At 53.2% G+C, this 25,303-nt stretch carries 24 protein-coding genes; 21 read left to right on the plus strand and 3 right to left on the minus strand.

Translation table 11 applies throughout. The annotated features are described in order from the left end of the window. From tpiA to DG046_RS06195, 12 genes are all read left to right on the plus strand, one after another. A complete protein-coding gene (gene tpiA / locus DG046_RS06140; protein WP_108831623.1) occupies positions 1-735 on the plus strand; it encodes a triose-phosphate isomerase in 735 nt (244 codons plus the stop codon). Continuing rightward, entirely contained in the window at positions 728-2,239 is a 1,512-nt protein-coding gene (gpmI, locus tag DG046_RS06145) for a 2,3-bisphosphoglycerate-independent phosphoglycerate mutase (RefSeq protein ID WP_108831624.1), read from the plus strand. The genes tpiA and gpmI overlap by 8 nt, the downstream gene beginning before the upstream one ends. 9 nt (positions 2,240-2,248) lie before the next feature. Next, positions 2,249-3,526, plus strand: coding sequence for a phosphopyruvate hydratase (eno, locus tag DG046_RS06150; protein ID WP_108831625.1), 1,278 nt, complete (start codon positions 2,249-2,251; stop codon positions 3,524-3,526). A 9-nt stretch (positions 3,527-3,535) separates the two neighbouring features. Beyond that, entirely contained in the window at positions 3,536-3,979 is a 444-nt protein-coding gene (locus tag DG046_RS06155) for a SixA phosphatase family protein (protein ID WP_108831626.1), read from the plus strand. Continuing rightward, positions 3,976-4,353: a lactoylglutathione lyase gene (gloA, locus tag DG046_RS06160; protein ID WP_108831627.1), complete on the plus strand. Its 378-nt coding sequence runs from the start codon at positions 3,976-3,978 to the stop codon at positions 4,351-4,353. The genes DG046_RS06155 and gloA overlap by 4 nt, the downstream gene beginning before the upstream one ends. A gap of 144 nt (positions 4,354-4,497) precedes the next feature. Beyond that, positions 4,498-5,763: a UDP-N-acetylglucosamine 1-carboxyvinyltransferase gene (murA, locus tag DG046_RS06165; RefSeq protein WP_108831628.1), complete on the plus strand. Its 1,266-nt coding sequence runs from the start codon at positions 4,498-4,500 to the stop codon at positions 5,761-5,763. A gap of 95 nt (positions 5,764-5,858) precedes the next feature. Next, positions 5,859-7,394 (plus strand): ABC transporter substrate-binding protein, encoded by a 1,536-nt coding sequence (locus DG046_RS06170; RefSeq protein ID WP_108831629.1) that lies wholly within the window; start codon positions 5,859-5,861, stop codon positions 7,392-7,394. A gap of 62 nt (positions 7,395-7,456) precedes the next feature. Next, complete coding sequence (locus tag DG046_RS06175; RefSeq protein WP_108831630.1) at positions 7,457-8,383, plus strand: ABC transporter permease; 927 nt, start codon at positions 7,457-7,459, stop codon at positions 8,381-8,383. Positions 8,384-8,392: 9 nt separating this feature from the next. Next, a complete protein-coding gene (gene nikC / locus DG046_RS06180) occupies positions 8,393-9,244 on the plus strand; it encodes a nickel transporter permease (protein ID WP_108831631.1) in 852 nt (283 codons plus the stop codon). Between the two features lies 1 nt (position 9,245). After that, entirely contained in the window at positions 9,246-10,229 is a 984-nt protein-coding gene (locus tag DG046_RS06185; RefSeq protein ID WP_108831632.1) for an ABC transporter ATP-binding protein, read from the plus strand. Further along, positions 10,222-11,016 carry an ATP-binding cassette domain-containing protein gene (locus DG046_RS06190; protein ID WP_234411472.1) on the plus strand — a complete coding sequence of 265 codons (795 nt, stop codon included), beginning with the start codon at positions 10,222-10,224 and terminating at the stop codon, positions 11,014-11,016. The genes DG046_RS06185 and DG046_RS06190 overlap by 8 nt, the downstream gene beginning before the upstream one ends. Positions 11,017-11,098: 82 nt before the next feature. Continuing rightward, complete coding sequence (locus DG046_RS06195; RefSeq protein ID WP_234411473.1) at positions 11,099-12,508, plus strand: phospholipase D family protein; 1,410 nt, start codon at positions 11,099-11,101, stop codon at positions 12,506-12,508. A gap of 143 nt (positions 12,509-12,651) precedes the next feature. Here the strand turns inward: DG046_RS06195 and DG046_RS06200 are convergent, their stop codons facing one another. Next, on the minus strand, positions 12,652-13,140 hold the full coding sequence (locus DG046_RS06200) for a hypothetical protein (RefSeq protein ID WP_108831633.1): 489 nt from the start codon (positions 13,138-13,140) through the stop codon (positions 12,652-12,654). 118 nt (positions 13,141-13,258) lie between these two features. Here DG046_RS06200 and DG046_RS06205 point away from each other — a divergent pair, with 118 nt between their 5' ends. Continuing rightward, positions 13,259-13,741 carry a hypothetical protein gene (locus DG046_RS06205; RefSeq protein ID WP_108831634.1) on the plus strand — a complete coding sequence of 161 codons (483 nt, stop codon included), beginning with the start codon at positions 13,259-13,261 and terminating at the stop codon, positions 13,739-13,741. A 474-nt stretch (positions 13,742-14,215) separates the two neighbouring features. Here the strand turns inward: DG046_RS06205 and DG046_RS06215 are convergent, their stop codons facing one another. Then, positions 14,216-14,440, minus strand: coding sequence for a hypothetical protein (locus tag DG046_RS06215; protein ID WP_108831636.1), 225 nt, complete (start codon positions 14,438-14,440; stop codon positions 14,216-14,218). A 52-nt stretch (positions 14,441-14,492) separates the two neighbouring features. Further along, positions 14,493-16,088 carry a gamma-glutamyltransferase family protein gene (locus DG046_RS06220; protein ID WP_234411474.1) on the minus strand — a complete coding sequence of 532 codons (1,596 nt, stop codon included), beginning with the start codon at positions 16,086-16,088 and terminating at the stop codon, positions 14,493-14,495. A gap of 162 nt (positions 16,089-16,250) precedes the next feature. On the opposite strand from DG046_RS06220, the gene secG reads away from it, so the two are divergent. From secG to DG046_RS06260, 8 genes are all read left to right on the plus strand, one after another. Next, positions 16,251-16,484: a preprotein translocase subunit SecG gene (secG, locus tag DG046_RS06225; protein WP_108831637.1), complete on the plus strand. Its 234-nt coding sequence runs from the start codon at positions 16,251-16,253 to the stop codon at positions 16,482-16,484. 18 nt (positions 16,485-16,502) lie between these two features. Beyond that, positions 16,503-18,500, plus strand: coding sequence for a sodium-translocating pyrophosphatase (locus DG046_RS06230; protein WP_108831662.1), 1,998 nt, complete (start codon positions 16,503-16,505; stop codon positions 18,498-18,500). Positions 18,501-18,625: 125 nt separating this feature from the next. Continuing rightward, positions 18,626-19,420 carry a copper amine oxidase N-terminal domain-containing protein gene (locus DG046_RS06235; protein ID WP_108831638.1) on the plus strand — a complete coding sequence of 265 codons (795 nt, stop codon included), beginning with the start codon at positions 18,626-18,628 and terminating at the stop codon, positions 19,418-19,420. Positions 19,421-19,539: 119 nt separating this feature from the next. Beyond that, positions 19,540-19,995 (plus strand): CtsR family transcriptional regulator, encoded by a 456-nt coding sequence (locus tag DG046_RS06240; protein ID WP_108831639.1) that lies wholly within the window; start codon positions 19,540-19,542, stop codon positions 19,993-19,995. A gap of 11 nt (positions 19,996-20,006) precedes the next feature. Continuing rightward, a complete protein-coding gene (locus tag DG046_RS06245; protein ID WP_108831640.1) occupies positions 20,007-20,519 on the plus strand; it encodes a UvrB/UvrC motif-containing protein in 513 nt (170 codons plus the stop codon). Further along, a complete protein-coding gene (locus tag DG046_RS06250; RefSeq protein ID WP_159082080.1) occupies positions 20,512-21,501 on the plus strand; it encodes a hypothetical protein in 990 nt (329 codons plus the stop codon). Before DG046_RS06245 ends, DG046_RS06250 begins: the two co-directional genes overlap by 8 nt. Further along, positions 21,501-23,951 (plus strand): ATP-dependent Clp protease ATP-binding subunit, encoded by a 2,451-nt coding sequence (locus tag DG046_RS06255; RefSeq protein WP_108831642.1) that lies wholly within the window; start codon positions 21,501-21,503, stop codon positions 23,949-23,951. Before DG046_RS06250 ends, DG046_RS06255 begins: the two co-directional genes overlap by 1 nt. Further along, on the plus strand, positions 23,941-25,296 hold the full coding sequence (locus DG046_RS06260; protein ID WP_108831643.1) for a DNA repair protein RadA: 1,356 nt from the start codon (positions 23,941-23,943) through the stop codon (positions 25,294-25,296). The genes DG046_RS06255 and DG046_RS06260 overlap by 11 nt, the downstream gene beginning before the upstream one ends. Positions 25,297-25,303 lie beyond the last annotated feature (7 nt).

The raw sequence follows: 25,303 nt of genomic DNA on the forward strand, positions 1-25,303 counted from the left end.
ATGAGACGCTTGTTAATTGCGGGAAACTGGAAAATGAACACCACGGTAAGCGAAGGCGAAGCTTTGGCCGAAGCCCTTCGGGACGTGGACACAAATTCCGTTGACGTGCTCGTGGCCCCGCCCTTTACCCACATCGACCGGGTGGCGAGGGCACTTAATGGAACCGAGGTATTCATCGGCGCGCAAAATGTCTCCGAAGACACTTACGGCGCCCACACCGGGGAGATCGCGGCGGAAATGCTCGCGGATCTTTCCGTGGACTACGTCATCGTGGGCCACAGCGAATGCCGGGGCCGCGGCGAAGAAGACGCCACCGTGGCGAAAAAAGCCGCCCGCGCATTGGAGGCGGGCCTTCTTCCTATTATCTGCTTCGGCGAAAGCGAAGAAGTTTACGGATCCGGTGAGCGAATCGACTTTTTGAAGAAACAAGTACAAGCTTCTCTTGCGGGAATTAAAGATTTAGATAAAATTACTATGGCCTACGAGCCCATTTGGGCCATCGGCACGGGCAAGACCGCCGATGCCGCCGATGCCGACGCAGTGATCGGCGAGGTGCGGGCCGCTCTGGATCCCGCCATTCGCGACGATGTGCGGATTCTCTACGGCGGAAGCGTGAAGTCGTCCAATGTGGCGGGCTTCGTGGCGAAGGAAAACATCGACGGCGTTCTCGTCGGCGGCGCCAGCTTAAAGGCCGACGAATTTAAGGCCATCGTTCGGGAGGCGTCCCATGCCTAAGCCCATGCTTTTGGCCATATTGGACGGCTTGGGCCTCGCCGACGCGGGGCCGAACAATGCTTTTTACATGGCTGAGACGCCCTTTTTAGACGACCTCATGGAAAAAGGCTACGGCAAGCTCGAGGCATCCGGCGAAGCCGTGGGGCTCCCCGCGGGGCAAATGGGCAATTCCGAAGTGGGCCACACGAACATCGGCGCCGGCCGCATCGTGTATCAGGAGCTCACCCGCATTACGAAAGATGCGAAGGACGGCACCTTGGCCGAAAACGTGGTGCTGAAAGAAGCCTTTGAAAAGGCGAAGGCGGGCGCCCTGCATTTGGTGGGCCTGCTTTCCGACGGCGGCGTGCACTCCCATCGGGACCATCTCTACGCTCTGATTCAATTGGCGAAGGCGGCGGGTGTGGAAAAAATCTATATCCACGCGATCTTAGACGGCCGTGACGTGGCCCCTACGGCGGCGTGGGAAGAAGTAAAGGCCCTTCAGGCCAAGCTGGATGAATGGGGCGCCGGGGAGCTGGTGAGCCTCGTGGGCCGCTACTACGCCATGGACCGAGACAATCGCTGGGAACGGGTGGAAAAAGCCTACGACCTCTTTACATCGGGCGCGGGCCGCGCCTATGCCGATGTTGATTCGGTCTTCGCCCTGTCCTACGCGGCGGACAACACCGACGAATTTTTCGAGCCCGCTTATCTTGAGCGGGACGGCAAGGCCGTGGGCCGCATGGAAGACGGCGACGTGTTCCTGTTCTACAATTTCCGCCCGGACCGGGCCAGAGAAATCGTGCGCACCTTTGCCGACGAGGCCTTCGACCAATTCGAGCGAAAGATCTATCCTCACATGCACGTGGTCACCATGATCGACTACGACGACACGATCCCCAACACCCACGTGATCTATCCCAAGGAAGAAATTAAAGACACCTTCGGCGAAGTTCTGTCGCGGGAAGGGCTGAAGCAACTGCGCATCGCCGAGACGGAAAAATACGCCCACGTCACCTTCTTTTTAAACGGCGGCAGGGAAAATCCCCTGAAAGGGGAGTACCGCATTTTAATTCCCTCGCCGAAAGTCGCCACCTACGATCTGGAACCGGGGATGCGGGCGGAGCTGGTGAGTACTCATTTAATCAACGCCATCGAAAAAGATTTGGCCGATGTTTACATCGTAAACTACGCCAATCCCGACATGGTTGGCCACACGGGAAATCTCGACGCGGCCATTCAAGCCGTGGGCGTGGTGGACAAATGTCTGGAATCCGTGGTGGAAGCTATTGGCAAAAAAGGCGGGCGGGCTTTGATTACGGCGGATCACGGCAATTGCGACGTGATGAAGGACGGGGCGGGAAATCCCGTCACCTCCCACACCACCAATCCCGTGTTCCTCATTCCCGTGGGATTTGAACGCGAACTGAATGACGGCGTCCTCGCCGACATCGCCCCCACCATGTTGGAGGAGCTGAATATAAAACAACCCGAGGCCATGACCGGCCGCAGTTTATGGAAATAAGGAGCAAATATGAGCAGCATTATTGAAGTTTATGGTCGCGAAGTTTTAGACAGCCGCGGAAACCCTACGGTGGAAGTGGAAGTGTACACGGCGGCCGGCGGTTTCGGCCGGGCCATCGTTCCCTCCGGCGCCAGCACCGGCGCCTACGAAGCCATTGAATTGCGCGACGGCGACGATCGCTACATGGGCAAGGGCGTGGAAAACGCCGTGACCCACGTGAACGAAGTCATCGCACAGGAAATTCTCGACTACGACGTCTTGGATCAATTGGGCATCGACGAAGCCCTCTTGGACTTGGACGGCACGGAAAACAAGGCGAATCTCGGGGCCAATGCCATTTTAGGCGTGTCTCTCGCCGTGGCCAAGGCCGCCGCAGACGAATTGGGCCTACCCCTGTATCAATACATCGGCGGCGTCGGCGCACGCACCTTGCCCGTGCCCATGATGAATATTTTAAATGGCGGGGAACACGCCGATAACAATGTGGACATTCAGGAATTTATGATTATGCCCGTAGGCGCTGAAAGCTTTAAAGAAGGCCTGCGCATGGGCGCTGAAGTGTACCACCACCTGAAAAAGGTCATTAAATCCAAGGGCCTATCCACCGGCGTCGGCGACGAAGGCGGCTTCGCCCCCGACTTAAAGAGCAATGTGGAAGCTTTGGAACTCATCGTCGAAGCCGTAAAAGAAGCGGGTCTCGTGCCGGGAGAAGACATCGTCTTTGCCCTGGATGTGGCTGCATCGGAAATGTACGATAAAGACAAAAAGGTCTACGTCTTAAAGGGCGAAGGCAAGGAGCTCACGGCGGAAGAAATGGTGGCCTGGTACGAAGATATAACGAGCCGCTTCCCCGTGAAGAGCATCGAAGACGGGCTGGACGAAGACGATTGGGAGGGCTGGAAAATGCTCACCGAACGTCTGGGCGAGAAGATTCAATTGGTGGGCGACGACTTGTTCGTCACCAATGTGAAACGCCTGGCGCGGGGCATCGAAGAAGGCGTGGGCAATTCCATTTTGATCAAGCTCAATCAAATCGGCAGCCTGAGCGAAACCATCGACGCCGTGAACATGGCCCACAGAGCTTCCATGACGGCGATAATCAGTCACCGAAGCGGCGAAACGGAAGATGCCACCATTGCCGATTTGGCCGTCGCTTTAAACACGGGACAAATTAAAACCGGCGCGCCGGCGAGAACCGATCGCGTCGCCAAGTACAATCAACTCCTTCGCATCGAAGATGAACTGGGCGAACTGGCCCGCTACGAGGGAAAAAATCTGTTTAGATAAGAGGACATTATGATTTTATATTTAATGCGACACGGCAAGGCGGAAGATGTGGCTTCCCGCGACGAAGAGCGCGCCTTGACCAAAGAAGGGATTTTTCAAGCGGAAGACACGGCGGAAGCCTTTTTGAGACGGGAATGGCCCCTGCCTCAAAAAATCATCGCCTCGGAATACAAGCGCGCCGTTCAAACGGCGGAAGTCATGGCGGAAAAACTGGGCGTTCACGACGTGAAGATCGTGAGCTACAAAGACGCCACCCGCTGGAGAAACATGAAGACCTATATTACCGACGAGCCCATTTTATTTATCGCCCATCAACCTTCTCTGGGTTATACCATCGAAGAGATCACCGGTGAAGTGGTGGCCGTGCGAAAAGCGAGCCTCCACAAAATCGAATACGATCCCATCGTGGACAAGGGCGTTTACGTGGACAAAATCGAAAGGGTGAGATCGTGAATTACGCCCATACCTGCATACGGGTAAAGGATCTGGAGGCTTCCATCGCCTTTTACGAAAAGGCCCTGGGCTATAAGGTGATGCGGGAAAAAGACCACTCCGCCGACGGCTTTAAGCTGGTGTATTTGGCCCTTGAAGGGGACAAGGCGGAGCTTGAGCTCACCTACAACATCGGCCACGGCGCCTACGACATCGGCGACGGCTACGGCCACGTGGCCGTGGAAAGCGACGATCTGGAGGCGGACCATGCCCGCATGAAGGCGGAAGGCTTCGATGTCACGGAACTCATGGGCCTGCCCGGCGAAGCGCCCCGCTACTTTTTCGTCACGGATCCCGACGGCTACAAGACGGAAGTGATTCGCCGAGGGATTTAAGGACAAAAGCCGCAAACCGTGGTTTGCGACGGCTTTAAATATGATACAATAAGAACGCTCGGAGTGTATGCTCCCGGCGTTCTATTTGTATATAGAGGACGTAGGTCCTATAAATAAATCAGCAGAAGTAAGGGGAGAATATTTTTGGAAAAAATCGTCGTGGAAAAAAGTCCCGCCCTCAAGGGGCGCGTGCGCATCAGCGGAGCGAAAAATGCGGCTCTGCCTATTTTGGCCGCCTGCCTTTTGGGTACGGAGGACATTTATTTAGAAGAAGTGCCTGAGCTTCAGGACGTGCACATTATGTGTCAGGTGCTGGAGGCCCTGGGCAGCGAAGTGGAGGTCTTGGGCAAAGGCAAGCTCAAGATAAATTCCGCGCATCTGAAGGAATACAAGACGCCTTTTGAATTGATGAATAAAATGCGGGCCTCTTTTCTCGTCATGGGGCCACTGCTCGCCCGCATGGGCAAGACGGAAAACTCCCTCCCGGGGGGATGCTCCATCGGCGCGAGGCCCATCGACTACCACTTAAAGGGCTTCCGCGCATTGGGGGCGGAGATTTACGAAGACATCGGAAACATTACGGCCTCCTGCGACGAACTCGTCGGCGAAAAGATCTATCTGGACTTCCCCTCCGTGGGAGCTACAGAAAATATTATGATGGCGGCGGTCTTGGCCAAGGGTGAAACGATCATCGACAATGCGGCCAAGGAGCCGGAGATCGTGGATCTTTCCAATTTCCTTCGAAAGCTCGGGGCGAAAGTTACCGGCGCCGGCACCTCCACCATTCGCATCGTCGGCGTGGACCGCTTGGGCGGCGCCCGCCACGCCATTATTCCCGACCGCATCGAAGCGGGCACCTTTATGGTGGCGGCGGCCATTACCGGCGGCGATGTGCTCGTGGAAAATGTCATTACCAATCACATTAAGCCCGTCATCGCCAAGCTCAAGGAATCCGGCGCCCAAGTCATCGAAGAAGGGGAGAACGTCCGTGTCATCGGTCGGTCCCTTCCCGAGGCCATCGACATTAAGACCCTGCCCTATCCCGGCTTTCCCACGGACATGCAGGCCCAGTTTATGGCCTATATGACTCAGTGCAAGGGCAGCAATGTGGCCATCGAAACGGTGTTTGAAAACCGCTTTATGCACGTGGAAGAATTTGAAAAAATGGGGGCCGATATAAAAATCGACGGCCGAAGCGCCGTGGTCATCGGTCCGAAGCGTCTTCACGGCGCCCACGTCCGCGCCAGCGATTTGCGCGCCGGTGCGGCACTGATCCTCGTGGGCCTCGTGGCGGAAGGCAAGACCCATATTCACGACATCTACCACATCGATCGGGGCTACGAAGACATCGAAGAGAAATTCAGAAACCTCGGCGCCGTCATTTCCCGCGTGGAAAGTGAAGAGATATAATAGAAATTTTGATTCCCTAACTTTTCTTTCGGGTATACTTCACTCAAACCATGTACAGTCTTAACGAAACCATGATGAAAGGGAAGTGATCGCTTATGAAGAAAAAATTTGTGGCAGTTGCCCTGGCTATGACCATGCTGCTCACGGCCTGTGGCGGCGGTAGCGGCGGCACGAAGACGGCGGAAAAAGACAAAGATACCTTGGTCATCGCCCAAGCCTCCGATGCCGAGTCCATGGATCCGACCATTCAAAACAGTATTTACGCCGAAAACATTATTAAGCAAATTTACGATCCTCTGGTGGTTCGTAAGCCTGACGGCACCATGGAAAATCGCCTGGCGGAATCCATCGAACAGCCCGACGACGTCACTTACGTGATCAAGCTGAAAGAAGGCGTGAAGTTTTCGAACGGCGAGGACTTCACCTCCGAAGACGTGGCCTACACCTTAAACCGCGTGGCCCAATCGGACGCCTACGGTTATATTTTCGGCCAAATCGATCCGAACAGCTACGACACATCGGATCCCCACGTCATTAAATTCAAACTGAAGGCACCGGATGCCACCTTCACGGCGGCTCTGTCCCACCCGGCTGCATCCATGGTCGATAAGACCACCACGGAAAAAGATCCGGAAGCGCTCGGAACCAATCCCGTGGGCACCGGCCCCTTTAAGCTTGACGACTGGAAGAAGCTGGACAACACCGCCCTCAGCTACAATGAAAACTACTGGGGCGAAAAGCCGGCCTTCACGAAAATGGTCTTCCGCATTATTCCGGAAGACGCCAACCGCGTCATCGAATTGGACAGCGGCCAGGCGGACATCGCCATGGAAGTTGCTCCCAACGACGCATCCAAAGTGGAAGAAAATGAAGATCTCGCCCTCTACACGAAGCTGGACAACTCCGTTCACTTTATCGGCCTCACCATGGATCGGGGCATTTTCAAGGATCCGAAGGCCAGAGAAGCCATGACCTACGCCTTGGATATGCAGGCCATTATCGACGCCGTATACATGGGCCACGGCAAGATCGCTACGGGACCTGTGAACCCGAACATTCCCTACTCCATTTCTGATTCCATTAAGCCCGAAAAGCGTGACATCGAAAAGGCCAAGGCCCTCTTGAAAGAAGCCGGGGTCAAGGAAGGGGATACGATCAAACTCTACGTTCACGACCAACAAGATCGCAAGGACATGGCCACGATCATTCAATCGCAATTGGCTGAAGTCGGCCTGAAGGTCGAAATCAACGCCATGGAATGGAACGCCTACATGTCCGCTCTGGGCAAGGCCGATCACGAACACGATATGTTCATTATGAGTTGGTCGCCTTCCATTGTGGATCCCCACTATCCTCTCTACGCCACCTACGCCACGGCGAAAAAAGGCGTGGGCCCGAACTTTATGTTCTACGGCAATCCGGAACTTGACGCTTTAATCGAAAAGGGTCTCCGGGCGCCTGAAAATGAACGGGCGGCGGTCTACAAAGAAGCGCAAGAACTGGTTGTTAAAGAACATCCTGCCATCTTTGCCCTTTACGGCGAGCAAATTATCGGCGCGCAAAAGTATATTAAAAACTTCGAGCCCGATCCCTGCGGCAGCAACGAGTTTTACCACATTACGTTTGAATAAACCACGACGATAAAGGCTCCTTCGGGAGTCTTTATTACATAAATGAATGGAAAGAGGAGAGCATGAGCAAATTTATCCTTCGACGACTCCTACTCATGGTGCCCACCATGTTGGGCGTCAGCTTCATCATCTTCGGCCTCCTGTACCTGACCCCCGGCGACGCGGCAGTGGCAAAGTTGGGACAACAGGCGCCGCCGGAAGCCATCGAGGCCTACCGGGAAAAGCTCGGGCTGAACGATCCCTTTATCGTACAGTACGGCCGCTACATGAAAGGCGCCCTTCACGGGGATTTGGGCAAGAGCTACCTCTCCGGCGCCGACGTGGGAGATACCTTGCGGGAATACTTTCCCGCCACGGTAAAGCTCACGGTCTTTTCTCTGGCCGTGGCCGTGATCTTCGGGATTTTATTCGGCGTCTTAAGCGCCGTGTATAAGTATTCATGGATCGACAAGATCTCCATGTTTTTCGGCATGATCGGCCTCTCCATGCCCATCTTCTGGTCGGGAATGCTATTCATTCTCCTGTTTTCCGTAAAATTAGGTTGGCTGCCCTCCTCGGGGCTACGCTCCTTTAAACATTTGATTTTGCCGGGCTTCGCTCTCGGCTTTCAATCCATGGCCGTCATCATGCGTCAAACCCGCTCCTCCATGTTGGAGGTGCTGAGCAGGGATTACATTCGCACGGCCCGCTCCAAGGGGCTCAGGGAACGCTACATTCTCTTCGTTCACGCCTTGAAAAACGCCATGATTCCCGTGCTCACCAGCGCCGGGCTTTTGACCGGCTCCCTGATCGGCGGCAGCGTACTAACGGAAACCATCTTCTCCATCCCGGGCATCGGCCGCCACATGGTGCAAAGTATTTCCGCCATGGACTACCCCATGATTTTAGGGGCGGTGCTTTTGATTTCCCTTTCCTACTGCGTGCTCAATCTCATCGTGGACATTCTCTACGGCTTTTTAGATCCCCGCGTGCGCAGCCAGTACCAATAAGGAGGCCCTATGATTTCCAAACAATCCAGGTTCTACGACCTCCTTCGCCTGTTTAAGAAAAATAAAATGGCCGTCATGGGCTTTGTGATTATCGCGGTGATGATTGCCGTGGCAATTTTTGCGCCCCTCATCGCCACCCAGGTGCCCTACGAACAAAATCTCGCCAACCGCTTCCAGTCGCCCTCGAGCCAACATTTCTTCGGCACGGATAATTTCGGCCGGGACATTTTTTCCAATGTGGTTTACGGGGCGCGGATTTCTCTCTTTATCGGCTTTCTCGCAACGATCCTCTCCGTGATCTTCGGCACCGTCATCGGCGCCGTGGCGGGCTTTTTCGGCGGCGGCGTGGACAATGTGCTTATGCGCCTCGTGGATATTATTCTCTCCATCCCGTCCTTGATCTTAGCCATCGCCATTTCCACCGTACTGGGCACGGGGATTCGCAATTTGATTCTCGCCGTGTCCCTGTCGGGGATTACGAATTACGCCCGCATCGTTCGAGCCAGCGTGCTCTCGGTGAAGGAGCAGGAATACGTGGAGGCGGCGAAAATCGGCGGCGCTTCCAACTTCCGCCTGATCTTCCGCCACATTCTGCCCAACTGCTTGGGTCCCATCATCGTTCAGGCCACACTGGGCGTGGGCACCTCCATTTTGCAGGCGGCGAGCTTGAGCTTTATCGGCTTGGGCGTGCAACCGCCGACGCCGGAATGGGGCGGCATGCTTTCCCAAGGCAGAAGCTACATTCAAGACTATCCGCACATGACCATTTTCCCGGGTCTCGCCATCGCCCTCACGATTTTTTCTCTTAATCTTTTCGGCGACGGCTTGCGAGACGCGCTGGATGCAACGCAAAGGGGCTAATATGTCGAAACTCATTGAATTTAACAATCTGCATACGACCTTTTTCACCGATTCCGGCCCGGTGCACGCCGTAAACGGCGTCACCTTTTCCATCGAAGAAGGCTCCACCACCGCCGTGGTGGGAGAAAGCGGCAGCGGAAAGAGCGTCACGGCCCTGTCCCTTATGGGGCTTTTGCCGAGGCCTTACGGGAAGATCGAAGAGGGCGACATCCTCTACAAGGGCGAAAGCATTTTATCCATGGAAAAGGAAGAGCGGCGCATGCTCCGCAGCCGGGATCTGGCTATGATCTTCCAAGAGCCCATGACCAGTTTGAATCCGGCGCTGAAAATCGGCTTTCAAATCGAGGAAGTCTACCGCCGCATCATGGGCCTTTCCAAGGCGGAAGCGAAGAAAAAAGCCGTGGAAATGCTGGAGATGGTGGAAATTAAAGACGCGGAAAACAAGGCGCGCGCCTATCCCCACGAACTTTCAGGCGGCCAACGGCAGCGGGTCATGATCGCCATGGCCCTGGCCTCTTCGCCGAAACTTTTAATCGCCGACGAGCCCACCACGGCCCTGGATGTCACCATTCAAAAAGAAGTGCTGGAGCTTATGGAGAGCCTTCAGCGGGAAATGGGCACGGCCATTATGCTCATTACCCACGATCTAGGCGTTGTGGCCCAAATGGCCGATGACGTGGTGGTCATGTACGGGGGCAGGGTCATGGAAAAATCCGACGTCTGCACGATTTTCGACCTACCCCTCCACCCCTACACCATCGGGCTATTGCGGGCGCGGCCCACGCTGGAAAACCGCGGGGAAAAACTCTACAACATTCCAGGCAATGTGCCGCCGCCGTCGGAAATGGAAGGGCACTGCCCCTTCTACTCCCGCTGCGACAAGCGCATGGACATCTGCGGCAGAGAAGTGCCGCGCTTGAGGGAACACAGGCCGGGCCAATGCGTCGCCTGTTTCCTCTACGAAGGGGAGGCGTGCTGTGACTGATCTGTTAACATTAAATCACGTAGTAAAGAAATTTCCCTTGGGCAGAAAAGCCCTGTTCTCCAAAGAACGAAAGATGTTTACCGCCATCGACGACGTGTCCTTTACCTTAGGCGAAAAGGAAACCCTGGGCATCGTCGGGGAAAGCGGCAGCGGCAAATCCACTTTGGCCCGCTGCATCTTGGGCCTCTATCCCGACGCCGAAGGAGAGATCCTCTACAAGGGTCGGGACGTGCTGAAGGCCGATGCCAAAGAGCTGAAGGCCATTCGCCGGGACGTGCAGATGATTTTTCAGGATCCGTACAGTTCCCTGAATCCTCAAATGACCGCCGAGGAAATCGTCATGGAGCCTTTGAGGAATTTGGGCGGCGAAAACATTCGCGAAAAAGCCCGGGAGACCTTGAGCCTCTGCGGCCTGTCCAAAGCCCACTTCGGTCGCTTCCCTCACGAGTTTTCCGGGGGCCAGCGGCAGCGCATCGGCGTGGCCAGAGCCCTGGTGGTTGAGCCCACATTGATCTTGGCCGACGAGCCCACCTCGGCACTGGACGTGTCCATTCAGGCCCAAATCATCAATTTATTGGAAGAGCTGCAGGAGGAGCGAAATCTAAGCTACCTCTTCATCTCCCACGACATCGCCGTGGTGGAACACATCGCCGATCGCATCGGCGTCATGTACCGCGGCCAACTGGTGGAGATCAACGACCGGGACAGCATTATGGAAAATCCTCAAGACGACTACACGAAAAAGCTCCTCTCGGCGGTACCGCCCATGGATCCCCACTGCAAATAAATGAATGCACCGACTCCCCGCGGAAACTGTTTCGCCGAGGGCCGGTGCATTTTTGTTATAATGATGAAAAAGGAGGGGCCTCTTGAAGAAATTATCGAGAAAAAAACGTGTCCTGTGGATTCTTCTTCTTATGTGGTTGATCCCCACGGCTTATAGCTTCACGACGAAAAATCCCGAGGGAACCAATGTGTCCGGCAAATTTGCCCCGGCGGAGGCGGAATTTATTTACGATTTGAGCTATGTAAAAGACGGCAAGAAAGTGCACGAGCAGAAAATTTTCGATCGGGAGATGGAAATAATCCGCGAGGCCAAGGAATTTCTTATGGTGGATTTTTTCCTCTTTAACGCCACCTGCGATCAGGACGTGGACTGCCCGAAACAGGTGGCGGCCATGACGGACCTCTTAATCGAAAAGAAGAGAGAAAATCCCGATATGCCCATTTTGTTTGTGACGGATCCCATTAACAACTTCTACGGCGCCTACGAAGAGGCCAACATAAAGCGGCTGAAAGAGGCCGGCATCGAGGTGGTGGTCACGGATCTAAATCGCATGCGGGATTCCAATCCCCTGTTTTCCGGCATCTACCGCGCCTACATTCAGTGGTTCGGCACGGCGGGGAATGGCCGCGTGAAAAATTTCTTCGCCAAAGAAGGGGAGAAGGTGACGGTGCGCTCCGTCTTAAAGCTTATGAATTTCAAGGGCAATCACCGAAAAGTGGTGATCTCCGAAAAAGAAGCCATGGTGGCCTCCGCCAATCCCCACGATCCCAGCGCCTACCACTCCAATGTGGCCGCGATCTTTCGCGGGAAGGCCATGGAGGATTTGATCCGCTCGGAAAGCATCTTTTATAAAGAACTTCCCCCTGTCGTGAAAGATTTTAGGGCCGAGGAGGTCTCGTCGCCGGATCGGCTGAAGGTGATTACCGAGGGAAAGATCTACGACGCCATTTCGGAGAACATCAATAAGTGCGAAAAGGGCGATAAGATAAACATCGGCATTTTCTATTTGTCGGAATTTCGCCTGCTGAAGGACTTGGAGGCGGCGGCCAATCGCGGCGTGGATGTGAAGATCGTCGCCGACTTAAATAAAGACGCCTTCGGTCTGGAAAAAAACGGCGCCCCCAATCGCCCGGCACTGAGCGAGCTGAAGGAGAAGGCACCAAGCGCACAGATCCGCTGGTACAACACCCAAGGCGAGCAATACCATACAAAAATGATTGTTTTCGATTTCAAAGATGAAAAGCCTCTCGCAATTTTAGGGAGCGGCAATTTCACTCGCCGCAATTTGGATAACTACAATTTGGAAACGGACGTGGTCGTGGAAATGGCGCGCAATTCCGCCATGCATCGGGCCGTGGAGGATTACTTCCGCCGCATTTGGACCAACGAGGGCGGGGAGTACACCTTGCCCTTCGAAGCGCACAAAGACGAACGCTTCTTCATTCGGCCCCTATGGAAATTTCAGGAGGTCACGGGCCTTTGCACTTGGTAAGAGCAAAGAAAGAACCGGAGACAAATGCACTGACCCCCAAAAGTTGGGCCAAGAAATCCAACCTTTGGGGGTCTTTTAATGGCAAAATACAGTTATGAATGAAAAAGGAAAATCGTCGAAGAATACCTGTTCAGAGAGTCAAGCTAAGAAGGATTGGCAAAATAAACTTTATTGTTATCATTTGTCGCAGCACTAACAGCATATCTATTAGTCATATTGTGATTAATAGATGTACTAGATAGGTTCGTATTATTTATAAGATTGACCTTAAATTCTTGCAACTCCTGTTCAACTGATGTACCATCTTGGCTTAATTCTATGTCAATCATTTCGATCATCTCAACAATGTCTGAATCTGAAAGTCGTTTCAATTGTTTCGGGTATTCCTCACTAGAAAATACCTGAGTTTTATATTTTTCAAACTCCTGCTCAATCGTCTTACCTTCTTGTAAATAGCTATTTCTAATATCCTTAATTAAAATTTCGAGTTCTTGGTTTGACATATTGTCAGTGCCTACATTGATAAAAGGTTCTGGAACCTCTTGAGAATATGCAAACGTAACCACAGAATTTGAGAATAAGATCAGCAGCGTTAATAAAATTGATAAGATCCTTCTTCTGACTTTTTCCATAATAAATCTCCTTTCATGACTAAATACATTTTTTGTAACTTTCTACTATTTAGTATATAATATTCAAGCGATAATATCTGGTGGAAAAGTTACTAATATAAAAGAGAGGGGTTCTTATATGATGACTAAACATAAACTATCTCGATTTTGGATTTTTATCCTTTGCTTCTTGGTTTTTGCTTGCCTATTTTCCATTTTTATATGGCCAAAAACAGATATAGCTAAAAACAGGTATTATCAGACAAACTATCCTTTTTTTGCTTTTCCTAAGGGATTCCAGGAAGAAGTTATTTTCAGGACAGAAGGCGGGGAACCTAGCGGATTTAGCCTTCTCCATTACGAAGAAGAGGAGATAAAAAAATGGACCCCGGAACACTTGGATCCCAAGGTTCAGCCCGTCTCCCCTGAAGAATTTGTAACTCAAGTAATAGAAACTCCTTTTCTTAGAGACTATAAGGAAAAAATTCAACCTATTCTTGGTCCTCAAATAGAAAAAGATTCCCATCCCAGCTGCTACAAATACAAAAAAGATGGAAATGTTTATTTCCTTTACGTTCCTAGCAATGAAAATACTCTTTATTTTCTATACCAAATCATGTAAACTTTCCTGTACTGTCCATTGTGTTTCAAACTTCAGCTACCTATAGAACGATCCTAGCATTGCTTTTTGCGCTGACCCCCAAAAGTGGGACCAAGAAATCCAACCTTTGGGGGTCTTTTAATGCCAAAATACAGTTATGAGTTGAAAAAGAAAATTGTCGAGGAATATTTATCCGGGAAGTCAAGTTACCGTGACTTGGCAATGAAATACCAAATTGAAAATCTGTTCTTAGACTATGGGTGAATAATTACAGATATTTTGGCGATGAAGGGTTATTGCGCTCTAGAAATAAAACAGTGATCGAATCAAAGAAAAGTTAGGAGGCTTGAGTCCGAAAGAGTACCGTGAACAGATGCAATCTGCATAGAACGAATGTTATGTAAAACAAAATCGAGTAAGGGAAATGCTTACTCGATTAAGTCCAACTTTATGGGGTCACTCTAAAAACTGTCTCCGGTTTTTGAATGCGTCAAATTAACTTTTTTTCCCTGTGTCGCTTTTCTTAAAATGGTTGCGGATAGCGGAAAAGAGGATTTTGAAAAAGAAGGCGGCTCCCAAAAAGATCCAATAATAGATATTCGTATAAAAATCTCTGAATTGCCAATGGCCGTAGAGCCACTTGGAAACGAAGTAGTTTACCGCGAGAAGGACGATAAAGTATTCAGCAATGAGCAAAAGCGTCGTTTTCCATTCTTTCATGATATCACCTCTCATCCTTATTATATTAGCAGAACAAAGGCGTGTAAAGAAATTAATCTGTCACGGAAATGGTGCCGTCGCAGCGCTTTTCCGTGCCGCCGATGTAGATTTTTCGCTCGCGGTCGTAGAGCATGTATTGGCCCCGTCCCATGTCCAGATCGTGGGGCGGGCGAATCACCCGGTGGCCCCGGCGAAATAATTCCTCCACGGCATCCCCGTCGTAGTCCTCTTCCACGACGAGGTCTTTATCTCCCGTCCACATAAAGCGGGGCGCGTCGAGAGCCGCTTGAGGATTTCGGCCGTAGCGCAAGAGTTGAAGGAGAGTTTGCACGTGGCCCTGAGGCTGCATAAAGCCGCCCATAACGCCGAAGGCACCGTAGGGCTTGCCCTCTTTCGTCAAAAAGCCCGGGATAATCGTGTGGTAGGGGCGCTTGCTCCCGGCCAAACAATTGTCGTGGCCTTCTTCGAAAGTGAAGTTTAAGAGGCGGTTGTTTAAAGAGATTCCCGTCTCCGGTACGACGATGCCCGCGCCGAAGCCGTCGTAATTGGACTGAATCATGGAGACCATGTTGCCATCCTTGTCGCCCGCGCAGAAATAGACCGTGGAGTGGTCCAATGGATTGCCGTAGCGCACGATTTCCGCCGCATCGCCGATTGCGTCGCTCGATTTTTTCAGATATTCGGGATTTAAGAGATCCTCCGGAGAGAGGGACATGTATTCGGGATCGGCCACGTATTTCGCCGCATCGGTCATGGCACGCTTGATGGCCTCGGCGATGAGGTGGGCGCTTTTTCCGTCGTCGGGGATCGTGGGCTTATGCTTTAAGATCTCAAGAGCCATCAAAACGGAAATGCCCTGGCCGTTCGGGGGCAGCTCCCACACTTCCGCTCCTTCAAAAGAAAGGGAGAGGGGCGTTACCTCTAATGTTTCCTGTGCGGCGAGATCGCTTTTGCCCATAAAGCCCCCGTGGGCTTTCATAAAGGCATCGATTTTTTCGGCGATTTGCCCTTCGTAGAAATCGCGCCCACCGTCTTCTGCGATGGATTTTAATGTGCGGGCCATGTCCGGAAAAGTAATCACATCCCCCGCCTTCGGCGCCTCCCCTTCATAGGAAAACTGCGCCCAAAAGCCGTCGTAAAGCGCACCTCGATTGGCTTTTCTTTTTTCGAGCTCCATGGCCCATAGCCGCGCCACGGTGGGGGAGAGGACGAAACCCTTCTCGGCGTATTCTATGGCAGGGGCAAGCACCTCTTTAAAGGGCATGCGGCCGTGTTTTTTGTGAATGTTCGCCCAGGCGCGCACGGCGCCGGGGACCCCTGCGGCTTCGATGCCGAAATCCGGCATGGCGTCGTAGCCTTTTTCTTTCATGGCGGCGAGGGAAATGGCGGCGGGGCTTTTGCCGCTGCCGTTGTAGCCGTAGAGCGCATCGTTCATGGCGACGATGGCGAAAAGATCGCTCCCGAGGCCGTTGGAGGTGGGCTCGACCACCACCTGGGCGGCGGCCATGGCGATGGCGGCGTCCACGGCATTGCCCCCCGCTTCTAAAATCTTTCGGCCCGCCGCGGCAGCGGAGGGATTGGATGCCAGGGCCATGGCGCGGCCGTAGGTTAAACTGCGTTTCGACGTATAGGGATAGGTTTGATTCAATGGCTTCACTCCTTTAAGAAAAGTATAGCCTTTTAATTCGAAACTGACCAGTAAAATGCGTAAAACAAGCCTTTTCGCGGCAGCTTCTAATTGCATTACAGAATGGATTATGTTAGGATAGTAATGTTATTGATAGATAGTTTGGATCGAGGAGGTGTTAGTTTGACTACATTTATCAGCATTATAGTCGCCCTGTCGGCCATCGCAACCATTTGCGCCATCGTCGTACAGGAATCCAATCAAGTGGGCCTGGGTACCTTAGACGGTAGCTCGCCGTCGTCGGAATGGGGATCCAATCGCGGGACCAGCCGCAAGGAAATGCTCAAGCGCATTACGATGGTTTCGTCGACAATCTTTTTTGTCGCCACTATTTTACTCGTCGCAGTTACGAAATAATCAGGAGGAATCATGGATATTAATATTTTATTCATCGCTCCCATCGTCGGTATTATAGCTATTTTATTCGGTCTTATGAAATCTTCCTACGTAGGAAAGCAAGATCCGGGTAACGATCGGATGAAAGAAATCTCCGGCTATATCCACGAAGGAGCCATGGCCTTTTTACAACGGGAATACAAGGCGCTGGTCGTCTTCGTCGTCGTATTGGCCGCTGTTTTAACATTCGCTATCGGTTGGCGCACCGCGATCTGCTTTATCGTCGGCGCCATCTTCTCCGTAACCGCCGGCTACATCGGCATGAACACGGCCACCAAAGCCAATGTTCGTACCGCCAACGCCGCCCACAAAAAGGGCATGGCGGCAGCTCTGGATATCGCCTTCTCCGGCGGTGCCGTTATGGGCCTTGTCGTCGTCGGTTTAGGTATTTTAGGGATTTCTGTCTTCTACCTGTGGTTCGGCGATGCTGAAATCATCACCGGCTTCTCCTTGGGGGCATCGTCCATCGCCCTCTTCGCCCGTGTCGGCGGCGGTATCTACACCAAAGCCGCAGACGTCGGTGCCGACCTGGTCGGTAAAGTCGAAGCGGGTATTCCGGAAGACGACCCGAGAAACCCGGCCGTTATCGCCGATAACGTCGGCGACAATGTCGGCGACGTAGCAGGTATGGGTGCCGACTTGTTCGAATCCTATGTCGGCGCACTTCTTTCCGTTATTACCTTAGGCTTCTTGGCTGCTCAAGACAAGGGGATCCAATACGGCCTTTCCATCGCCGTCATCGGTATTATTGCATCGATTATTTCCATGTTCTTCGTAAAAGGGGACAAGAACCCGCAAAAAGCATTGAACATGGGCACCTATATTGCATCCGGCGTCACCATCGTCGTCTCCGGCATTATCGCAAACATGATTTTCGGCGAATTCACCTTGTTCTGGCCCGTCATCATCGGCGTCTGCGTCGGCTTGATTATTTCCAAGATCACCGAATACTACACCGCCGACGAATATAAGCCCGTTCAACGGATCGCACACGAATCCGAAACCGGCGCATCCACAAACATTATCGCCGGCCTCTCCGTGGGCATGATGTCCACCGTAGGCCCGATCATCGTATTGGCTATCGGCATCATCGCCGCATACGCTTTAGGCGGCGGCCACACCAACCCGGTCTTCGGCCTGTATAGTATTGCACTGGCCGCTGTGGGTATGTTGGCTACCACCGCATCCACTATCGCCGTCGACGCTTACGGCCCCATCGCCGACAACGCCGGCGGTATCGCCGAAATGTGCGAACTCCCCGAAGAAGTCCGCGACATTACCGACTCCTTAGACTCCGTCGGTAACACCACGGCCGCCATCGGCAAGGGCTTCGCCATCGGTTCCGCAGCCCTCACGGCACTTTCTCTGTTCGTTTCCTACATTCAAGCCACGGGCCTTGCAGGCATCGACATTTCCAAGCCCGGCGTCATCGCAGGGACCTTCATCGGCGGCATGTTGCCCTTCGCCTTCTCCGCTTTAACCATGAGCGCAGTCGGCAACGCGGCTACGGCCATGATCGAAGAAGTCCGTCGTCAATTTAAAGACATCCCCGGCATCATGGAAGGAAAAGCGACTCCGGAATATGCAAAATGCGTCGACATTTCTACCACCGCCGCATTAAGAGAAATGATCGTTCCCGGCATCATCGCCGTTATCGTTCCCTTAGTCGTCGGCTTCTTCTTAGGTACGGAAGCTTTAGGCGGCTTGCAAGCAGGTGCACTGGTTACCGGCGTCTTAATGGCTATCTTTATGAGTAATGCCGGCGGCGCTTGGGACAATGCCAAGAAATTCATCGAAGGCGGCGCCCACGGCGGTAAAGGCTCCGATGCACACAAAGCGGCCGTTACCGGCGACACCGTCGGCGACCCCTTCAAGGATACGTCCGGTCCGAGTTTGAACATCTTGATCAAACTGATCACCATCGTTTCCTTGGTCTTCGCACCGCTCTTTGTACAATTCGGCGGCATCTTTATGTAGTCGATCCAACTCGATCAAATTATTGGACAACTCGCTTCGGCGAGTTGTTTTTTTGTGCGTGAAACGGTGCGCGATGGGTATACCGAATATAAGTATAAATGCAGGAATAAAGAAAGAGGTGGACGATGAAAAAGAGAAATCTGTTGGTTTTAGCTCTGGCCCTTATGGTCCTGCCTTCTATGGCTTATGCCCAAAGAGATGTGAAACTCACGGTAAACGGAAAGCCGGTGGTGTCGAAGCCCGCTGCCTTTATTGCCTCCGATCGCACCATGGTGCCTGTGCGCTTTGTCGCCGAAGCCCTGGACTATCAAGTGCTGTGGAATGAAGGTAGCCGCGACATTCTGCTGACGAAGATGAATTTCGATACAAACAAGCCGGAGCAAGCCCTCGTTTTGAAAACGGACGCGCCCCGGGCGCTGGTCATCGAAAAAAAGGACGTGTCCGCTTTCTATGAAGCGACGACGAAGGATACTTTTACCATGACCGATGTGGACGGGTATCTGAATCGGGCCAAGGTTGTGAACTTGGAATTAAAGCCCATCATTAAAGAGGACCGAACCTTCATTCCTCTGCGGGCCGTGGTGGAACTTTTCGATCAAAACATTTCCTGGGACGACGCGACCTCCACGGTATCTATCGTAGGCGATGTGGCCAAGACCGACGATGAAATTGCCGGGGCATGGTTGTATAACAAACTGCCGGCGGAATACAAGAAGCCGCCCTTTAAATTGATCAAATCTTTATCGCCTAAACGCAACGGTTTGGCGGAGAAACACATCTACGCCTACGATTTGATCGAAGATTATCCGGATCATATCGTCACCATTGACCGCTACCACCTGGATTTAAACGAGAGCGTCATTTACAAATACGACGTGTCGAAGGATGGGTGGGTACGTGACCCTGAGTTAAACAAATAAACGCGACGCCCTCTCGCCGAGAGGGCGTTTTTATGTAAGCCGAAAGAAAACGCGACGCGTCTCCTGATCTTGACATTCTTTGACTATAAACGTATACTGAAAACAGATAGGAGGCAGTTATGGCACGTCTTAGCAATCATATCGAAGATTATCTGCGCGCCCTTTTGCTGGAAAGGGAAGGGCAGATCGAAATAAAGCGAAATGTTTTGGCGGAGCATTTTAATTGTGCCCCCAGCCAAATAAATTACGTCCTCACCACCCGCTTTACGCCGGTGCAGGGATTTTTTGTGGAGTCCCGGCGGGGCGGCGGCGGTTTTATTCGCATCGTCCAGGTGGAAATCAAGAGCGACGCCGAGTTCTACGACCGGCTCACGGAAGCCGTGGGCAAAAGCATTACCCAGTCCAAAGCCAATCAGATTTTGGACACCCTGGAGGAGATGAACTATGTGACGGAAAATGAGCGCCACCTCTTGGGGCTCACCCTTTCCGACCGGGCCTTGGCAGCGGCCGGAGACAAGCGCAACGGCGTGCGGGCCGATCTTTTACAAAATATCCTATTGGGTATCTTTTCATAAGGAGGTGCACCATGCTTTGTGAACACTGTCATGAAAATGAAGCGAAAATAACCTACACCGTGGTGGAAGGAAACGACGTGGGACAAAAGCACGTGTGCCCCTCTTGCTTCCAGGAATTTTTGGCGAAGCAATTTCCGTCCTCGCAAATTCCGCCCATGGACATTCAGCCCATGATTCAGGAGCTGCTCTCTCTGTTTCACGGAAAAAACGAGGGCGCGGAAGACGATCGGAGCTGCCCGGTGTGCGGACGCAGTTTAAAAGAGTTTCGAAAGACGGGGATGTTCGGCTGCGACAGCTGCTACGACACCTTCGCCGAAGAACTCAAGGCCCTCCTGCCCCGCATGCAGGGGGCCGAACGCCACGAGGGGGCCATGCCCGAAGCCTTCAGAAAAGATCGGGAAGCATCTCAAAAGGAACAGGCTTTGAAAGAACGCCTGGAGGCCGCCGTGGCGGAAGAGCGCTACGAAGATGCGGCTATCTTGCGCGATGAAATCAAGGCCATAAAGGATGAGCGCCATGGATAAAGATCAAATTTTACTCACATCCCGCATTCGCCTGGCGCGAAACATCGAGGGCTATCCCTATCCCGGCGCCATGACCTTGGATCAGGCCGAGGACCTTCGGGAGAAGATCACAGGCGCCCTTCACGAACACGAGGATCTTTGGACCCTTTACGAATTAAAAGACGGGTCCCTGAAAAATCTCTACGATTTGGAAGAAAATTTAATCAGCATGGCCCTATTAAAAAACAGAGACCGCGGCGCCTATTTCCTCGCAGACGATCACCGCTCCGTCATGATGATGGAGGAAGATCACCTGCGGATTCAGGCCATGAAAAAGGGCTTCCATTTAGACGAAGAATACGACGCCGTGGCCGCACTGGCCCGCTTCTTCGAGGAAAAGCTCCCCGTGTCTTTTCACGAGACCCTGGGCTATCTGACAGCCTGCCCGAGCAATGTGGGCACGGGCCTCAGGGCCGGATGCATGTTGCATCTCCCGGCCCTGGACACCTTGGGCATGGATAAAATCGAGCGCTCCATTACCCGCATGGGCTTTGTCCTTCGGGGCATGCGCGGCGAAGGCTCGAAAATCGTGGGGCACATGTATCAGCTTTCAAACGAGCGCACATTGGGCCTCAGCGAAGAGGAATTTTTAAAGCGGGCCAAGTCCATTTCTCAGGAAGTGGCGGCCCTCGAGCGCATTAAGCGCAAGGAAATGTATCTGGATCACTTAATCGAGCTGGAGGACATGGCGCGGCGCAGCTACGGCATTTTGCGCAACGCCCGCATCATCACCTTCGAAGAGACCATGCTCCACTTGAGCCACATGAAGCTCGGGATCGATCTGTCCGTCTTAAAACCCATGCAGGATTTCGATCTTTACGATGCGGTGATCCACATGGGCAAGGCCCATTTGCAAATGGAGCGGGAAAGTTTTCTCGACGACAGGAGCAGCAATATTTACCGCGCTAACAAGGTGCGTCGATTTATAAAGGAGGTATTTTAATGGCGATGTTCGGAAAATTCACCGAAAAAAGTCAACGGGCCATGGTTTTCGCCCAGTCGGAAGCCAGGGAACAAGGCCATTCATATATAGGAAGCGAGCACATTTTGCTCGGCATTTTAAAAGAACCGGGAGGCGCCTCGTCCATTTTAGGCCAGGTGGCCGTCAACTACGAGCGGGCGAAAGACGCCATTGCGGAAATCGTGGCGCCGGAAGATACGACGGTAACCTCCCTCACCTACACGCCACGCACGAAAAAAATCTTCGAGCTGGCCCTTGAGATCGCCAACGAGCTCGGCCACAATTACATCGGCACGGAACACTTGCTTCTCGCCATCTTGCGGGAAGGTAAGGGCGTGGCCGTGTTGGCCCTTAGAAATTTAGGCATCGACATTACGGTCTTGGAGCGAAGCATCTACATGGCCATTCGAAAGGTGGAAGGGAAAAACCCCGACGCCGAGGCCTTGGAAACGGAAAGCGCCTTGGAAGAGTTCGGCTACAATTTGAACGACCGGGCCCGCCAGGGAAATATCGATCCCGTGATCGGAAGAAAAGACGAAATCGAGCGCATCATTCAAGTCTTGGTGCGCCGCACGAAAAACAATCCTGTCTTAATCGGGGAGCCCGGCGTGGGGAAAACCGCCATCGCCGAAGGCCTGGCCCAGCGCATCGTGGAAGGCAATGTGCCGGAGATTATTAAGGACAAGGAGATCTACACCCTGGATGTCTCCGCTTTAATCGCCGGGGCCAAGTACCGAGGCGACTTCGAAGAGCGGCTGAAAGATGTCATCGCCGAAGTGGAAGACCGGGAAGATGTGATTCTCTTTATCGACGAAATTCACGTGGTCATCGGGGCCGGCGGCGCGGAAGGGGCCATGGACGCCTCCAATATTTTAAAGCCCACCCTCACCAAGGGCGAGCTGCAAATCATCGGCGCCACCACCATCGACGAGTACCGCAAGCACATCGAAAAAGACACGGCCTTCGAGCGCCGGCTCATGCCCATAATGGTGGAAGAGCCCTCGGTGGAAGACACGATTCTGATTTTAAAGGGCCTTCGAGATAAGTACGAAGCCCACCACAATGTGAAGATCACCGACGAAGCTCTGGTGGCGGCCGCGGAACTTTCCCATCGCTACATTAACGATCGCTTCCTGCCGGACAAGGCCATCGACTTAATCGACGAAGCGGCGAGCAAACTCAGGGTGGAAAATTTCAAGAGCCCCAACGCCTTAAAGGAATTGGAAGACGAGCTGAAGAAGCTCTCCAAGGAAAAGGAAGAGGCGGTCACGTCGCAAAACTTCGAAGAAGCGGCGAAGGTGCGGGATCAGGAGAAAAAGGTAAAAGAAGCCCTGGACGATGAAAAGAAGCATTGGGACAAGGAAAAACACAGCCAAAACATGACCGTGGACGAGGAAGAAATTGCGGAAATCGTGAGCAAGTGGAGCGGCGTGCCCGTCACCACCATGAATGCGGAAGAAAGCGAACGACTGGTGCATTTGGAAGACGAGTTAAACGGCCAAGTCATCGGCCAACCCCAAGCGGTGGAAGCCGTCTCCCGGGCCATTAAGCGGGCCCGCGTGGGGTTGAAGAGCGCCGACAAACCCATCGGCAGCTTTATCTTCGTCGGCCCCACCGGCGTGGGCAAGACTTATTTGGCCAAGAGCTTGGCGAAGTCCCTCTTCGGGGATGAGAGCGCCATGATTCGCGTGGACATGAGCGAGTACATGGAAAAACACAGCGTCTCCCGATTGGTCGGCTCGCCTCCGGGCTATGTGGGCTACGACGAAGGGGGCCAGCTCACGGAAGCTGTGCGCAGAAAGCCCTACTCCGTCGTGCTCTTCGATGAAATCGAAAAGGCCCATCCCGACGTGTTTAACATCCTCCTTCAAATTTTAGACGACGGCCGCCTCACCGACGGTCAGGGTCGCACGGTTGATTTCAAAAACACCGTCTTGATTATGACCAGCAATGTGGGCGCCACCTTGCTGAAAAAGCAAAACACCATGGGCTTCGGCGCGCCGGATGAAGGCAACGTGAAGGGCTACGACAAAATGGTGGAAACCATTCAGGGCCGCCTGAAGGAAACCTTCCGTCCGGAATTTTTGAACCGCATCGACGAAATCATCGTCTTCAAGTATCTGGAAAAAGAACAGGTGAAAGAAATCGTGAAGCTTATGCTTCGTGACCTTCAAACCCGCCTGGAAGATAACGACTTTTCCGTCACCTTCGCCGACGCCGTGGTGGACTACATCGGCAAGGAGGGCTTCGACGAAGAATACGGCGCCCGTCCCTTGGTGCGCTCCATTCGCAAGAATATCGAAGATCGTCTGGCCGACGAGATCCTCTCCGGCAAGGTGCATAAGGAAAAGGCCATTCACATCGACGTGGAAGAGGGCGGACTCACCTTCGAAGAAGAAAAAGTGGCGGAGACCGTAGGCAATGAAGCATAAGGCCTATTGCTGCACGAGCTGCGGCTACAAAAGCGCCGGCTACTTCAGCAAGTGCCCGAACTGCGGCGAGTGGAACACCTTCGAGGAAGTGTCGGAGGAAAAGAAATCCGGCGGGCGGACGAAAGCCCATCGCACAGCCCGGCGGCTGAAAGATGTATCCGGCGAAAACAAGCGGCGACTGAAAAGCGGCATGGAAGAATTCGACCGGGTCATGGGCGGCGGCATCGTGGAAGACGGGGTGAGCATACTGGCGGCGAAACCCGGCGCCGGAAAATCCACCATCCTCTTTCAAATCGCAAACGCCCTGGCCGAGGAGGGCCACCGGGTGCTCTACGCCTCCGGGGAAGAGAGCGAGAGCCAGATCAAAATGCGTGCGGAGCGCATCGCCCCGGCCATCGCCGAAAACATCTGGATCTATTCCGGCACCTCCATGGACGATGTGTGCCACTGGATCGACGATGTGGACGCCGACATCATTATTTTGGACAGCATCCAGACCTTCACCTTGGAGGAATTTCCCGCCCGGGCCGGCACCCCCACCCAAACAATGGAGTGCGCCAATCGCCTGGTGGACCTGGCGAAAAACGCGAAAAACCCGAAGGCCGTATTTATCGTGGGCCAGCTCACGAAGCAGGATTCTCTCGCCGGCGTGCGGGCCTTGGAGCATTTAGTGGACACGGTGCTGTTCATCGACCACGAAATGCAAGACGAGCTGCGCATCCTTCAGGCCACGAAAAATCGCTTCGGCTCCACGGGAGAAATGGGCTTTTTCAAAATGACCGAGGCGGGCATGGTCTCCATCGACAATCCCTCCGCCCACTTTATGACCGCGCGGGCGACGGGGAGCGAAGTGCCGGGCAGCGCCATGTGCATCGTACGGGAAGGCACCAGAAGCATGATCGTGGAAGTCGAAAGCCTGGTGTCGAAAAGCTTCACCCCCTATCCCCAGCGTATCTCCGAATGTTTGCGCAGAGAACAGCTCGGCGTCCTCCTCTCCATTTTGGAAGAGCGGGGCGGCATGGGCCTCTACGACAAAAACGTCGTGGTGAAGACCACGGGGAATCTGCGACTAAAAGAAGGCGCCGCCAATTTAGGCACCCTCCTTTCCATCGCATCGGCGGTGGCCAATCGCCCCATCCCGGCCAATGTGTTATTTATCGGCGATGTGGGCCTTACCGGCGAGCTGAAACAAGTGCCGGCCATGACGAGCCGCATCAAAGAGGCCGTGCGCATGGGCTTTGAAACCATCTACACGCCGCCCCTCACCGCCGATCAAAAAATCGAAGGCATTACCCTACGAGAGCGCCGGCTCTTATCCGACGTGATCAAAGATCTCTTAAAATAAAGGATGA

Source organism: Aedoeadaptatus coli (assembly GCF_900343085.1).
Taxonomy (GTDB): domain Bacteria; phylum Bacillota; class Clostridia; order Tissierellales; family Peptoniphilaceae; genus Aedoeadaptatus; species Aedoeadaptatus coli.